The sequence below is a fragment of the Yersinia sp. 1252 StPb PI genome (genome assembly GCF_048593885.1).
GTDB classification, from domain to species: Bacteria; Pseudomonadota; Gammaproteobacteria; order Enterobacterales; family Enterobacteriaceae; genus Yersinia; species Yersinia enterocolitica_E.
Genome location: NZ_JAZGQE010000006.1, coordinates 14,547 through 29,870, shown reverse-complemented (window position 1 = coordinate 29,870; position 15,324 = coordinate 14,547). Strand labels below are relative to the sequence as shown.

Here is a 15,324-nt window from a genome sequence, read left to right as displayed (position 1 = left end):
TTTTATGACCACCGCTTACCACCACCTGCGTACAACCTTTACCCGTCTTGCACGTTTCGAACACCTGTCGGCTATTGCCGGATGGGATATGCAGACTATGATGCCAGCGAAAGGTAATCTTGCCCGCTCAGAAGCGATGGCGGAGCTAAATGTCTTACAACACCAGATATTAACGGCCAACCAGGTTGGTGAATGGTTAAAACAAGCTGAGCAAGAAACGCTTGATGATATTGCGCAGGCAAATTTATGCGAAATGCGTCGCCATTATGACAATGCAGTCCTGCTGCCAGAAGCACTGGTAGAAGCTAAATCACTGGCAGGTGCACGATGTGAGCATGCATGGCGGCAACAGCGTATCGCTAATGATTGGCATGGTTTTGCAAAAAACTTGCGGGAAGTGGTCAAACTCAGCCGTGAAGAAGCCTCGATACGTTCTCAGGCGGCTGGTATCTCGGGTTATGACGCATTACTTAATCTCTATGAACCAGGGACTAACAGTGCCGATTTAGACCGTATATTTGGTGATCTTAAGCAATGGCTACCTGACCTATTACAAAAAGTGACGGCTAAACAAGCCAATGAAAACTGCCTGATACCACAGGGCCCTTTTGACGTGGAAAAACAGCGTCAGCTTGGGTTACAAGTGATGAAAGTACTCGGTTTTGACTTTGACGGCGGGCGGGTCGATGTCAGTGTACATCCGTTCTGCGGTGGTGTTCCTCAAGACGTACGCATTACAACTCGTTATAACGAACAAGAATTTCTCAGTTCATTAATGGGTATTGTGCATGAAACAGGCCATGCCCGTTATGAGCAAAATCTACCACGTGAATGGTTAGGGCAACCCATTTCCCATGCACGGTCAACCGCCATCCATGAGTCCCAAAGCTTACTGTTTGAGATGCAATTAGCACGTAGTAATGAATTCTTACAAGTGATCCGCCCACTGGTAGCAAACCAATTTGGCGATCAACCCGCTTTTGCGCAACAGAACTTCATAGCTCTCAATCAACGGGTTAAAACGGGTTTTATTCGAGTTGATGCCGATGAAGTGAGCTATCCTGCCCATGTTATATTGCGTTATGAAATCGAAAAAGCGTTGATCAGTGGTGAAATCGAAGTAGATGATATCCCTATGCTGTGGAATGAGAAAATGCAGCAATACCTCGGTATTAATACTGAGGGTAATTACCGTAATGGATGTATGCAAGATATCCATTGGACCGATGGTGCTTTTGGCTATTTCCCAACGTATACATTGGGTGCAATGTATGCAGCGCAACTGTTCCAAACTGCCCGTGATGCTATTCCGGGGCTGGATAAGAGTATCGCTAGTGGCGATCTCAGCGCCCTATTCACCTGGTTACAACAGAATATCTGGCAGCATGGCAGCCGTTACTCAACCGCAGAATTAATGACCAAGGCTACCGGTGAAACACTTAACCCTCGCTACTTCCGCCAACATTTAGAGCGGCGTTATTTGTAATTTATTGCGTGTTGGTCTGCGCCTAACCTCTCATTAGGGTTGGGCGCCCCTCTCCCTGCATAACTCAAATTACATCCCACTATCAAGCGACGTTGATGTTACATAAGACGATAAGTTTATTAAAACGCTTACTGTATGTTGTAACTAAAACAAGTGATTTTGTCGGTTATTTATCTGGTTTATTACCGTTGTACAATCGGTTACAAGCCGAAACCAATGACTCACGGAAGCCAGTATATATTTCCTCTACTCTCTTTATAACGACCCAACGGGGCCGATATACAAACAGAACACTGAGGAATAAATTATGAAAACAGTATTAGCTCTGATTGTTGCTGCAACCTTGGGTGTATCATCTATAGCAATAGCCGCCGACACCGTTGCACCACCGGCGGCACCCGTTGTTACAGCACCAGTAGCTCATAATGCACCGGCTAAAACCATGCACCACAAGAAAGCTAAAAAAACTGATTCGATGAAAAAAATGGATAAAGCAGCCCCGGTGCAAAAAGCACAGGCGGCCAAAAAACACCATAAAAAAGCGACACACAGTAAGTCTGCTCCAACCGCAGTGCCAGTGACCAAATAGCGGCAGCATTTAACTTGTGAAAGCCACAACAGGCTCTCACGATTGACCTGCAACAGCGATTCACTCGACACCCGGTTTACCGGGTGTTTTTTATTAGGAGTGCTGATAATGCTGCGCCATTATTTATTTGAAATCACTTTAGCCATATTAGTTATTTGCGGTCTGATCACATTATTCTTTTATTTATAGTACCAACGGCCGATAGCGCTCTAAAATTATCGAAAAATCAATTACTGACAACATATGACACAACTTATTATGTCTATAGTTAGCGCTAGTGGAGCTGTGATTAGCCGTCTAATCAGCAGGTCTCAGGTGTGTTAATGGATAACCTTTGGTCAGTAAATAAAGGCAAGGCTAATTATTTATGCGTTTATCTTCATTATTGCTATTGAGTCTGTTGCCACTTTCCATCTCTATGGCTTTAGCCCTTCCCCCCACTGACAAGCCGGATGACGAAAGCAGCATTGCGGATCAAACCACGTTGTTCTTCGGGAAAGATGACCGTACAGCGATAACAAACAGTACGGAGTGGCCGTGGCAAGCCATCGGGCAAGTTGAAACAACCAGTGGCAACCTTTGCACAGCAACGTTAATCTCCCCTCGTCTGGCGCTCACCGCAGGCCATTGCGTTCTTACCCCACCGGGGAAAATTGATCGCGCGGTTGCCTTACGTTTTATGTCTCATGATGGTCATTGGAAGTACCAGATTACCCGACTGGAAACGCTGGTTGATGCCAAATTAGGTAAAAAACTTAAACCTGATGGCGATGGTTGGATAGTTCCACCCGCCGCCGCCGCTTATGATTTTGCACTTATTCGGTTAACTAACACAAAGCCTATCCCGATTAAGCCGTTACCGCTTTGGGATGGAACCGCAAGTGAGCTGACACAAGCGCTTAAATTGGTTAATCGTAAGATAACTCAAGCAGGTTATCCCCTTGATCATCTTGAAACTTTATACAGCCATGAAGACTGTCTGGTTACCGGTTGGGCACAACAGGGCGTACTCTCACACCAATGCGATACCTTGCCAGGTGACAGTGGTTCCCCACTATTACTAAAAAATGGCGACGCGTGGTCTTTAATTGCGATTCAAAGTTCTGCACCGGTCGCCAAAGACCGCTATCTTGCGGATAACCGCGCCCTGGCGGTAACGGCGATTAGAGAACGGTTAAAAACGCTCGCTAAAAATGCAGCAAAGTGACCACTTTATTCAGTGATACACAGAGTGAGGGATATCCCCTATTTCTTACTGACACAATGGGGCTTTTGGTTGAATTTGAAAACAAAAGTCCCACCTAATGCTGCTGCGTAACGGCTCAACGTGGTGAGGTTGGGAGAAATGATACCTTTCTCCATACGACTGATATTTTGTTTTTTCAGCCCTGCTCGTTGCGCCACTTCCTCTTGTGTTAAATTACATTGCTGACGGGCAGCTTTCAGCTCAGTCATCATGGCGTCGCGAATCTGCAAGTCTGTGTAAGCTTCTTTGACCTGAGGATGATTTAAAGCATCTGCTTTAATCTCAGCAAAAGAAATAATGTCAAAGTCATCTTGTTTTTTCATGGTTGCAATCTCCGTTTGATTTCCTTCATCCGCTGATAAGCCAACATCAGTGTTCGTCTTGGGGTCTTTTGCGTCTTCTTTTGTAAGATATGAATGATGTAAACCTGCCGACCCAGGTGGTAAAAGAAAAAACCACGCCCGCCCCCCTCTCTAGCACTAACCCGCAACTCCTTTAGCCCGCGCCCAATATCCCGCACCTCTGGCTCCCGCAACTCATGACCATAAGCCTCTAACTCATCCATAGTTTTAATCAGAGCCGCCTGAATGCCTACAGGTAATTTAAACAACTCGCGCTGTGCCAACCTCAACAAACTAATTTGATACATAAGCAATCCCTGCGCTGGAAAAACTCTATCAAACTCACCATAGGTAATCAAATATGGTGACCCTAAATCAGACAAACTTTAACCCAATGGTCTGATTTGTCAGTACCCATATAGCGGGAGTTCAAGATAGGAGGCAATAACGCCGCGGCCATGCAGCCCAGTTAATTTACAATTCTCGAGAGGCTTCGCATCAACATCAGCAAGTTTCATCTATTACATAGTTGACATGCAGATAAAAATAGATGAATCATAAAGATAGTGAATTTTATAGCGGTATATTAGGAAGGAATTTAGTCAGTAAGAGACTCCGCGCCTAAATCAATGATACTTAGAACGCGGAGTGATATTAATCGCTAATCAGGCAGAAAGCTGTTCGATAGTTTGCAGAATACGCTTGTCAGAAATAGGGTAAGCTGTCCCCAATTGCTGAGCAAATAAGCTCACACGCAGTTCTTCAATCATCCAGCGAACTTCTTTAACTTCTTCATCTTGCTGGCGTTTTGGCGGCAATTTATGCAGCCATTGCTGCCACATCTGTTGCACGTGTTCTACGCGTAGCATTTGGGCACGATCACGATGCGGGTCCATAGCCAGCTTTTCCAATCGGCGCTCAATCGCTTGCAGATAACGCAGTGTATCCGGCAGACGTTTCCAACCATTATTGGTCACGAAACCACGATAAATAAGCCCCCCTAGCTGGGCTTTAATATCAGAGAGAGCCAATGCCATTGAGATATCTATCCGGCCTTTCAGTCGCTTATTAATACTGAATACCGTCGTCAGAATTTGTTCAACTTGCTTGGCAATCTCAACCACCGTGTCATTCAGTTCAGCACGAACCTTTTCCTGTAGTCGAGCGAACTCCGCCTCTTGCCATGCGGGGCCACCATACTGCGCAACTAACTTATCCACACCACAAGCTATGCAGTCATCAATCAGGTCCAACACTTTGCCATAAGGATTGAAATAGAGCCCGAGCTTGGATTTGTTCGGCAATTTCTCATGTAAATACTTTATAGGGGATGGGATATTCAATAATAGTAAACGTCTTGTCCCCTGCCACATAGCTTGTTGTTGCTGAGATTCTGTATCAAACAAGCGAATAGCGACACTGTCTTTTTCATCCACCAGTGCCGGGTATGCCTTGACTTCATAGCCACCACGACGCTGCTCATAGCACAGCGGTAGATCACCGAAACTCCAGATATGTAAGTCAGTTTGTTCAATACCATCGTCGGCAACGGCGGACAATGTTTCCTGCACTTTCTCTTGTAACTGTAGCTTCAAGGCAGCAAGGTCTTTACCTTCACGCAAAATACGATTTTTATCATCGAGCACACGGAAGGTTATTTTAAGATGATCTGGCACTTGGTCCCATTGCCAACTATCACGTGACACTGTCACACCCGTCATGCGCCGCAGTTCACGCTCTAATGCATCGAGCAGCCCCACCTCCATCGGGGTAACGCGAGCCAGAAACGCCTCAGCATAATTGGGCGCGGGGACAAAATTGCGCCGCACCGGTTTAGGCAAAGACTTGATCAGTGCAATCACTAATTCACGCCGAATCCCCGGTATCTGCCAATCAAAACCCTGCTCTTGGATCTGATTAAGGATGGGCAACGGAATATGTACGGTTACCCCATCAGCGTCAGTACCGGGTTCAAATTGGTAGGAAAGCCGTAACTTAAGCGAACCCTGATACCAAAAGTTGGGATAGTCGAGCGGGTTAACTTTGTTCGCGCCATCTTTGATAAGCATGGTTTTTTCAAAGTTCAATAACTCTGGCTGTGTCTGGCTGGTTTTCTTCCACCAGCTATCAAAATGACGGGCTGAAATAACCTCGCGACCAATTCGCTGGTCATAGAAGTTAAACAGTGTCTCATCATCCACCAGAATATCGCGCCGACGTGATTTGTGCTCCAACTCTTCAACTTCAGCCAATAGTTTGAGATTGGCGCGGAAAAAAGCGTGACGCGTTTGCCAATCCCCCTCCACCAAGCCATGACGAATAAACAGCTCACGGCATAGCGGTGGGTCAATCGGGCCGTAATTGATTTTGCGCTCAGCAACAATGGGTAAACCAAATAGGGTGACTTTCTCACTGGCCATCACCGCACCCTGTGCTTTCTCCCAATGCGGATCACTATAATGGTGTTTCACCAAATGCTGCGCCAAAGGTTCGATCCATTCCGGCTCGATGCGAGCAGCAATGCGGCCCCATAAGCGACTGGTTTCGACCAGCTCAGCCACCATGCTCCATTTCGGCGGTTTTTTAAATAAGCCGGAACCGGGGAAGATAGCAAACCTTGCGTTACGAGCACCGGTATACTCTTGCTTTTCAACATCTTTTTGGCCGATATGAGATAACAAACCGGTCAATATCGCGGTATGCACGCTACGGTAGTCGGCTGCAACACTATTCACCGGAATACCCAGTTCTTTCACCACCTGGCGCAGTTGCGTGTAGATATCCTGCCATTCGCGCACCCGCAGATAGTTGAGAAAGTCACTGCGGCACAGTTTACGGAACTGCGCTGATGACAACTCTTTTTGCTGCTCTTTCAGGTAATCCCATAAGTTAACAAATGCCAGGAAATCAGAATCCTTATCCGCAAAGCGACGATGTTTTTCATCAGAAGCCTGCTGCTTATCCATTGGCCGTTCACGCGGGTCCTGAATCGACAACGCCGAGGTAATGATCATCAATTCGCGGACACTGCCACTTTTCTGTGCTTCCAGCACCATCCGTGCCAGACGAGGGTCGACGGGCAATTGCGCTAATTGCCGCCCCAGCGGGGTCAGTTGTTGATGACCATTATCGGCGGTTTGTATCGCACCCAGTTCTTCCAGTAACCGAACACCATCTTGGATATTGCGTTTATCGGGGGCTTCCACAAACGGGAATGCCGCAATATCACCCAGACCGAGTGAGGTCATTTGCAAAATGACGGAGGCCAGGTTGGTTCGTAGAATTTCCGGGTCAGTAAACTCTGGGCGAGAGAGGAAGTCCTGCTCAGAATAAAGACGGATACAGATACCGTCTGACACACGGCCACAACGGCCTTTACGCTGATTAGCTGACGCCTGAGACACCGGCTCGATAGGCAACCGCTGCACCTTAGTACGGAAGCTATAACGGCTGATGCGAGCTGTACCGGGGTCAATCACGTACTTAATCCCAGGTACGGTGAGCGAGGTTTCGGCCACGTTGGTCGCCAATACAATTCGCCGCCCATGATGCGACTGGAACACCCTATTCTGCTCACTGTTTGATAAGCGGGCATAGAGTGGTAGCACTTCCGTATGAGGCAGATTTTGCTTCATCAATGCATCAGCGGTATCACGAATCTCACGCTCACCACTCATAAAGATCAGAATATCGCCAGGGCTTTCATGGCCTAACTCATCAACCGCATCAAAAATAGCCTGTAGTTGGTCACGTTCAACATCATCGGCATCATCCACAATAGGGCGATAACGTACTTCGACCGGATAGGTGCGGCCAGAAACCTCGATAATAGGGGCATTATTGAAATGCTGGGAGAAACGCTGCGGATCAATGGTCGCCGAAGTGATAATCACTTTTAGATCTGGGCGTTTGGGTAATAATTCACGCAAATAGCCCAAGATGAAATCAATGTTCAGGCTACGTTCATGGGCTTCATCGATAATCAACGTGTCATATTGCATCAACAGACGATCTTGCTGAATTTCAGCCAACAAAATCCCGTCGGTCATCAACTTAACCAGCGTGTTTTCACCCACTTGATCGTTAAAACGCACTTTATAACCGACACAACCGCCCAGGGAGGTATCCAGTTCATCCGCAATACGGTTTGCGACGGTGCGCGCAGCCAGACGACGTGGTTGAGTATGGCCGATCACCCCTTGCACGCCCCGCCCCAGCTCCAGGCAAATTTTCGGCAACTGGGTGGTTTTACCGGAACCGGTTTCACCGGCGACGATCACCACCTGATGGTCACGAATAGCATGGTAGATATCTTGCTTTTTCTGGCTGACTGGCAAGTTTTCAGGATAAGTTATCGCCGGACAAGCAGCTCGACGACGAATAACCCGCTGCATGGCGGTTGCTATATCAGCCTCAAGCTCGAGGCTAATCGCCTCTACGGCCTGTGGATTATTAATTTTTCGTGCGCCTTGCAGCCGACGCCGCAGGCGTTGTTGGTCACGGAGCATCAACTCACCGAGTTGGGTGGATAATGCTGCGAGCGAAGATTTCACGTTCTGTGTTCCTTGTTACGATGCGGCTGCAACCTACGGTATCAGCCCAATGATTTTATGCTATGAGTTTGATTGGCCGATATTTTTTATTAATCGGTATCAATTTTTAACCTGCCAATACACCCATTTTCGACGCCAAATAGATGAGTGACCCATAGCTTTTATTAGATAAACCCTTACCCGATATGGTAACACAGCCTCGGATTACGCTGTAACCCGGCGGAAATTTCCTATCTGATTATCATCATTCAATTAAATCGAACAAAGAACGCAAAATATTGCGCTATCACTAATAGAAAAATATTAATAAAGTGTATCTCATTGAAAGGGCGAACCGCCTAAGTCTCTGTTACCTGTTAAGGAATTACGATGAGCAAAGTACTGGTCCTGAAATCAAGCATTCTGGCAACTTATTCACAATCCAACCAATTAGCTGACTTTTTTGTCGAACAATGGCAAGCAGCCCATGCTGACGACGAAATCACTGTACGTGACTTGGCCGCTCAACCGGTTCCTGTGTTAGATGGTGAACTGGTGGGTGCTCTGCGCCCTTCAGATGCCGCGCTAACACCGCGCCAACAAGAGGCTTTGGCACTGTCTGATGAGCTGATTGCTGAACTGCAAGCCAATGACGTGATAGTTATGGCAGCACCAATGTACAACTTCAATATCCCGACGCAGTTGAAAAACTATTTTGACCTGATTGCCCGTGCTGGCGTGACTTTCCGCTACACAGAAAAAGGTCCAGAAGGCTTGGTAACTGGCAAACGTGCCATTATTCTGACCAGCCGTGGAGGCATTCATAAAGATACCCCAACTGATCTGGTGGTGCCTTACTTGCGTCTGTTCCTGGGCTTTATCGGCATTACCGATGTTGAATTTGTGTTTGCAGAAGGCATTGCTTATGGTCCTGAAGTGGCGACCAAAGCACAAGCTGATGCCAAACAGTTACTGGCTCAGGTTGTCAGTGCTTAATTGATAACTTTCGCGCAGAAGTGGGTGTCTCCGTCAATGCGCGACTGAAAATGACCTTGTATTACCCTCGTGTTACCCAGTAGTGTCATTGGTTAATTGCGCGCCTTTCGGCGCGCTTTTTTCTCTGTGATTATGCCAGTAACGCCATCGCACTCTCTTCATCCGTAACCAAACCATTCACCCAATGCCCCCTGAGCGCCGCTTTAATAGCCTGATGTTTCTCCTTACCACCTGCGATAGCAATCACCGGTTTTTCTGGCTGAATACGTAAGCTGGCACTGGTTAAACGCTGATCCAATTCATAGGCGACGCGCTGACCATCGCTATCAATGAAATTACCCAGCATTTCTGCCACAACATTCGCGGCCATGAGCACATCGACATCTTGTGCAGAAATAAAGCCATCTTTATGCAATGGACAATGATACCCCATTGAGCCAATACCGATAAACGTAACATCAGCCTGAGCTGCTTTCTCAGTGACAGTGCGGTAAATCCGGTGATTACACCACAGGTCACGATCCGCCGCGCTGTCAGCAAACAAAGGGGCGGGCAAAATAAAGTAGCGTCCTTGTGTTTTCTCGGCCATCCACAGCGGGACGTCATAACGTGTACAGGAACCATCAGCAGCAATAGCGCCGATAAGTGAGACACAACTGTGCTGAGGACGTTCGAAATCAGGTAACTCATCAATGGCGGCTTTCAAACTGCGACCAGAGCCGACACCAATGACCAGTGGCTGTTCTTGACGCAGAAATTGCGACATCACTTCAGCCCCCACCACAGCAATGGCTCGTTGGATACCCGCGCTGTCCATCCCCAAGCTGGGGACCACCTGACACTGATGCAAGCCATACTGCTTTTGCACCTGTTCGGCCAGCGCCATACAGCGGCCAACCGGGTGAGCAATGCTGACACTGACCAGCCCGTTATCAATAGCACACGCCACCAGCCGCTGTGCCACCTGACGCGAAACCCCCAGGGCATCAGCAATTTCATGTTGCGTCTGCCCGGCAACGTAATACATCCAGGCCGCTCTGGCCGCTTGATCCAGCTTCTTATCACTCTTCTGCATGAGTTATCTGCGCAATATTGTTTGAAATAGAGATAGGGGGTGAAACCACCATGGTCATTATCTTACGCCTCTATTTGACAGATTTTTATCTCTACTTACGGTTATGTGAGCCAAAGCCCACCTTTCGGGCAAAAGTTACATTACCCTAACGCCATCGGAGCAAATGCCCCACGTTAGAGCTTATGCTCAAATTATAACGCCAACACTTACCGTGATTGTGGAGATAATTTATGAACAGTTTTCTAAATACCCCCCATGCAGTGTGGTTGCACATTGGTGCAGGCTCCTTCCACCGTGCTCACCAAGCCTGGTATCTACACCGGTTACGGGCCATAGGCGATAATCGTTGGTCTATTGCTCTGGCTAATATTCGGGATGACACGACCCCGTTGCTCAATGCATTACAAGCCCAAAACGGCGAATACACCTTGGAAACCGTGACACCAGGGGGAGAGCGTCAATATGAAAAAATCACATCAATCCGCAAAATCATCCCTTGGGATAAAGAACTGAGCCAATTGGTAGCACAAGGTAGCCTGCCAGAAACGCGCGTTATCTCCTTTACCGTGACCGAGGGCGGTTACTACCTGGATAACCAATTTAACCTGCAACAGGATAATGCGGATATCCAGGCTGACCTCAAAGGTGATTGCCGCACAATATACGGTGCTATCAGCCGTATCTTGCTGCAACGCCAACAGATGCAGAACGGGCCAGTGACCTTGCTGAACTGCGATAATTTGCGTCATAACGGTGAACGTTTCCGCCATTGCCTGCTTGAGTTCCTCGCACTTCGCGACCAGCAAAGCTTGCTCAGTTGGGTGACAAGTCAAACCCGTAGTCCCAATACCATGGTTGACCGCATTACCCCGCGCCCCGCTGATGACATCGCACCACGGGTGCTGGAACAAACCGGTTTCGCTGATCTGGCACCGGTTATGGGGGAATCATTCATCCAGTGGGTTATTGAGGACGATTTTATTGCCGGACGCCCAGCATTGGAGAATGTGGGTGTAGAGATGGTGGAATCAGTTCTGCCGTATGAAGAGGCAAAAATCCGCATCCTCAATGCCAGTCACAGTTGTATTGCCTGGGCTGGCACCTTGCTTGGGCAAAGTTACATTCATGAAAGTACCCAGACTGACGCTATTCGCCAGATGGCCTATGACTATGTGACTCAGGATGTCATCCCATCACTGTCGCCAAGCCCACTGGATCTTGCCAATTACCGTGATGTGGTGCTGGACCGTTTCAGTAATCCGTATATTCGTGACACCAACCAACGGGTGGCGGCAGATGGCTTTTCCAAAATTCCCGGATTTATTACGCCCACATTGATGGAGTGCTACCAACGAGGTGATACCCCAGCAGCAACCGCGATACTACCCGCATTATTCTTCGTATTTATGGAAAGTTGGCATCAGGGCACCCTGCCGTATGAATACCAGGACGGAATACTGGACGCCGCCGCCGTCCATGCCATGTTCCAATCAGCTGATCCGGTAGGTCTGTTCGCTCGCGACAGCAAGCTATTTGGGCCACTAGCCAGTGACAGCCAGTTTGAACAGCTGTTGCGCCAATCGATTGACCGGGTAAATACCTGGCTCGTTGCTAACCGTTAATCATCGACAAGGAATTGCTATGTATCTTGGACTTGATTTAGGGACGTCAGAAATTAAAGCCATGGTGATTGATGACCGGGGCCAGATTCTGGCCAGTGAAGGCGAACCCTTGACCGTGCAGCGCCCACATCCTTTATGGTCGGAGCAAAATCCCACTGACTGGTGGCAAGCGACACAACGGGTTATTGGCCGCCTGCGCCATAAAATACCCCAGCGCTGGGGTGAGATCCTCGCGATTGGCCTTTCCGGTCAAATGCATGGCGCGGTGCTGTTGAGCCGCGAGGATCGTATCTTGCGACCGGCTATTTTGTGGAATGATGCGCGCTGTGCCGAAGAGTGTGATGAGTTGACCCGCAATGCCCCACAGTTACATCAGATTGCCGGAAATCTGGCGATGCCAGGCTTTACTGCACCGAAACTGCTGTGGGTTGCTCGCCATGAGCCGGAGGTGTTCGCACAACTGGCGACGGTACTGCTACCTAAAGATTATCTGCGCTGGATGATGAGTGGCGATAAGGTCAGTGATATGTCCGATGCCGCCGGAACGTTATGGTTGGATGTCGCCAGGCGCGACTGGTCGGACTCTCTCCTGGCTGCCTGCGGATTATCCCGCGATATGATGCCGCGTTTGATTGAAGGTAATGAACCCAGTGGTTACCTGAAAGCAGATATTGCGCGCGAGTGGGGCTTAGCCGATAAAGTGATTATTGCTGGCGGTGGTGGCGATAACGCAGCCAGTGCCGTTGGGATTGGTGCCATCAATCCTGGTGATGGCTTCATCTCTCTGGGCACGTCCGGTGTATTGTTTGCCGTTAATGATTGCTACCGGCCCAATCCACAATCTGCCGTTCATGCCTTTTGCCATGCTTTGCCGCATCGCTGGCATCAGATGAGTGTCATGCTGACCGCAGCCAGCGCCCTGCGCTGGTTGTGCCAACTGCTGGGAACCAATGAAACCACCCTTCTATCCGAGGTGGCGCAACTCAGTCGGTCAGAGCAGCGGCTGGCACCAATTTTCCTGCCTTACCTTTCAGGCGAACGCACCCCCCATAACGATCCGCTGGCAACCGGCGCGTTTCATGGCATGACTCATGCGACAGACCGTGCGGCGCTGGGATATGCCGTGCTGGAGGGGGTGACTTTCGGTATTGCTGATGGCCTGGCGGTGTTACAGCAGGCCGGTACCCAACTGAGCCAATCCTCCTTGATTGGTGGTGGTGCACGCAGTGTGTGGTGGGGGCAATTGATGGCTGACACCCTTAACCTGCCAATTGTCACCCACAGCGGTGGGGAGGCTGGTGGGGCTTTAGGTGCCGCACGTTTAGGGTGGCTCGCCAGCGGCGGTGATGAGCAGGAGGTGTGCAGCAAACCACAAATCGACCAACGCTTCATCCCTGATGTTAACCGGCAAGATACCTTGTTTGCCCGCCTTGAACGCTATCGACTGCTCTATCAACAGCAGCGGCAGTTACGCCAACAACTGCCGCAATAACCATCTAAAAAATAAAGATATAACAAGCCCGGGCGAGCCTATCGCCCTTTTTCTCTGTCCCTATAACCGTTGCTCCTACCAGCAACTCAACCAGCCGGCGCTCAAGCGCCAGAGGAACTTACTATGCAAAAAAAACCTACCCACTGGTTTGGTTTGCCAATGAATTTGTTCTGGGGTTACATTGCCATTGCCATTTTTATGAGCGGCGATGGATTTGAAATGGCCTTCTTATCCAAACATATTACTGATATGGGCTTTTCTCCGGCACAATCAGCCTTTGTGTTTACACTCTATGGCCTAGCTGCTGCCATTGCCGCCTGGAGCTCTGGTGTGGTTGCAGAGATCATCACGCCACAACGCGCCATGCGGATTGGTTTTGTGCTGTGGGTGGTCATGCACTGCTTATTTATGGTATTCGGTTTAGGCATTAAAAGTTATCCATTAATGTTGCTGTTCTATGGTATTCGTGGGTTGGCCTATCCGTTATTTATCTATTCATTTGTTATGTTAATTGTCCAAAACGTCCCTAAACAGCAACTCTCTTCTGCCATGGGTTGGTTTTGGGCGATGTATTCAGTCGGTATCGGTGTCATAGGGAGCTATTTGCCCAGTTTTACCATTCCGGTGATGGGTGAAACCGGTACGTTGTGGTTTGCCATTGTCTGGGTCATGGCCGGCGGTATGATGGCGTTGATATTACTGCGCAATGTTGGCACTGCCAGCCCTAAAGCATCACTCTCAAATAAAGAAAAAATCAAAGAGTTGTCTCGGGCCGTCACTATTCTGTTTACCAATAAAAACATCTTCTTATCCTGTTTAATCCGCATCATCAACACCCTGTCATTATTTGGTTTTGCCGTTATTATGCCGCTCCTGTTCGTTGGCCGACTTGGTTTTACCATGTCTGAATGGCTGCAAATCTGGGCGGTGTTCTTCTTCGTGACAATTTTCACCAATATTATGTGGGGGATCTTGGGCGAAAAAATTGGTTGGATGCGGCAGGTGCGTTGGTTTGGCTGTATCGGTTGTGCCCTTTCCAGTCTGGCGTTCTACTATATTCCGGTTCATTTCGGCCATAATTTCTGGGCGGCCCTGATCCCGGCAGTAATGTTGGGGATAACCGTAGCCGCTTTCGTTACGATGACCGCGGTATTCCCGGTATTGGAACCGGAACACAAAGGTGCAGCCATCTCGATTTATAACTTGTCTGCGGGTCTGAGTAACTTTGTTGCCCCGGCGATTGCCTCGCTGGTGTTACCTTTCTTCGATATTGTTGGCGTGGTGTGGGTTTATACTGCGCTGTATCTGATTGCTGCTGTGCTGACCCTGATTGTTAAAGTTGAGCAACCAGGGCATGCAGATACCTATTATCGCAAAGAATCACTCGATAGCCTCGCGGGGCATCCTGCTACGGCCAGTTTACACCCTGAGCGCTAGCGGGTTATTTTTAAGCTGAGGCCAATACCGTCGAAATCAATATTTCAGCAACCCGAAGTTTAGACATAAAAAACGCCCGTGCTGAGACGGGCGTTTTCCATAGCGTCATTGATACCATCATCGCAACAATTAGCGCTGCATCCACTGGCCATTAATACCGCGCACATATTCACCGGCAGCCGCACGGTTAACTAACTTTTGCCCTGCCAGCTTGGCAACATCTTCAGTTGAAATATGGTTTTTCTGCGCCACTTCCTGATATTTCTCTGTTCTGGCAATATTGATTTGCTCTACCAACGCCAGTGTCTCAGGATCTTTTTTGACCGGAGCCAAATAACCACTTAGGGTTTCGCCAACCCGCCCTTGCTGCTTTGCCTGTTCCACTGTCAGGGCGAAAGCCATGGCGCTGAACAGCAAACTGCCACTCAATATCGTCCACCCCAACATCACTCGAATCAGCCTTAGTCTGCCACCAATCCAGCCTGAATTTTGCTTTTTCATCGTGGCT

Annotated in this window: 12 protein-coding genes; 7 read left to right on the top strand and 5 right to left on the bottom strand. The window is 48.7% G+C overall.

Annotated features, from left to right (window positions below; translation table 11 throughout):
• Positions 1 to 4: 4 nt before the first annotated feature.
• From V2A85_RS01885 to V2A85_RS01875, 3 genes are all read left to right on the top strand, one after another.
• Complete coding sequence (locus tag V2A85_RS01885; protein ID WP_372559071.1) at positions 5 to 1,486, top strand: carboxypeptidase M32; 1,482 nt, start codon at positions 5 to 7, stop codon at positions 1,484 to 1,486.
• Positions 1,487 to 1,793: 307 nt separating this feature from the next.
• Positions 1,794 to 2,075 carry an acid resistance repetitive basic protein Asr gene (asr, locus tag V2A85_RS01880; RefSeq protein ID WP_372559072.1) on the top strand — a complete coding sequence of 94 codons (282 nt, stop codon included), beginning with the start codon at positions 1,794 to 1,796 and terminating at the stop codon, positions 2,073 to 2,075.
• A gap of 367 nt (positions 2,076 to 2,442) precedes the next feature.
• The gene (locus tag V2A85_RS01875; RefSeq protein ID WP_420070819.1) at positions 2,443 to 3,282 is read left to right on the top strand and encodes a trypsin-like serine peptidase; all 840 of its coding nucleotides are present in this window, start codon (positions 2,443 to 2,445) and stop codon (positions 3,280 to 3,282) included.
• Between the two features lie 38 nt (positions 3,283 to 3,320).
• Here V2A85_RS01875 and V2A85_RS01870 read toward each other — a convergent pair whose 3' ends face one another.
• The 3 genes from V2A85_RS01870 to hrpA form a co-directional block, all read right to left on the bottom strand.
• Positions 3,321 to 3,644: a helix-turn-helix domain-containing protein gene (locus V2A85_RS01870; RefSeq protein WP_372559074.1), complete on the bottom strand. Its 324-nt coding sequence runs from the start codon at positions 3,642 to 3,644 to the stop codon at positions 3,321 to 3,323.
• Positions 3,641 to 3,970 carry a type II toxin-antitoxin system RelE/ParE family toxin gene (locus tag V2A85_RS01865; protein WP_420070818.1) on the bottom strand — a complete coding sequence of 110 codons (330 nt, stop codon included), beginning with the start codon at positions 3,968 to 3,970 and terminating at the stop codon, positions 3,641 to 3,643. Before V2A85_RS01865 ends, V2A85_RS01870 begins: the two co-directional genes overlap by 4 nt.
• A 357-nt stretch (positions 3,971 to 4,327) precedes the next feature.
• Positions 4,328 to 8,215: an ATP-dependent RNA helicase HrpA gene (gene hrpA / locus V2A85_RS01860; RefSeq protein WP_372559076.1), complete on the bottom strand. Its 3,888-nt coding sequence runs from the start codon at positions 8,213 to 8,215 to the stop codon at positions 4,328 to 4,330.
• 369 nt (positions 8,216 to 8,584) lie between these two features.
• Here hrpA and azoR point away from each other — a divergent pair, with 369 nt between their 5' ends.
• Positions 8,585 to 9,190 (top strand): FMN-dependent NADH-azoreductase, encoded by a 606-nt coding sequence (gene azoR, locus V2A85_RS01855; protein WP_083158789.1) that lies wholly within the window; start codon positions 8,585 to 8,587, stop codon positions 9,188 to 9,190.
• A 130-nt stretch (positions 9,191 to 9,320) separates the two neighbouring features.
• Here the strand turns inward: azoR and V2A85_RS01850 are convergent, their stop codons facing one another.
• A complete protein-coding gene (locus tag V2A85_RS01850) occupies positions 9,321 to 10,265 on the bottom strand; it encodes a sugar-binding transcriptional regulator (protein ID WP_372559077.1) in 945 nt (314 codons plus the stop codon).
• 230 nt (positions 10,266 to 10,495) lie between these two features.
• On the opposite strand from V2A85_RS01850, the gene dalD reads away from it, so the two are divergent.
• The 3 genes from dalD (at position 10,496) to V2A85_RS01835 (ending at position 14,816) form a co-directional block, all read left to right on the top strand.
• A complete protein-coding gene (dalD, locus tag V2A85_RS01845) occupies positions 10,496 to 11,887 on the top strand; it encodes a D-arabinitol 4-dehydrogenase (protein ID WP_420070817.1) in 1,392 nt (463 codons plus the stop codon).
• Positions 11,888 to 11,906: 19 nt separating this feature from the next.
• Positions 11,907 to 13,379 (top strand): xylulokinase, encoded by a 1,473-nt coding sequence (xylB, locus tag V2A85_RS01840; RefSeq protein ID WP_420070816.1) that lies wholly within the window; start codon positions 11,907 to 11,909, stop codon positions 13,377 to 13,379.
• Between the two features lie 123 nt (positions 13,380 to 13,502).
• Positions 13,503 to 14,816 carry an MFS transporter gene (locus V2A85_RS01835; protein WP_420070815.1) on the top strand — a complete coding sequence of 438 codons (1,314 nt, stop codon included), beginning with the start codon at positions 13,503 to 13,505 and terminating at the stop codon, positions 14,814 to 14,816.
• Between the two features lie 129 nt (positions 14,817 to 14,945).
• Here V2A85_RS01835 and V2A85_RS01830 read toward each other — a convergent pair whose 3' ends face one another.
• A complete protein-coding gene (locus V2A85_RS01830) occupies positions 14,946 to 15,317 on the bottom strand; it encodes a YdbL family protein (protein ID WP_083158786.1) in 372 nt (123 codons plus the stop codon).
• Positions 15,318 to 15,324 lie beyond the last annotated feature (7 nt).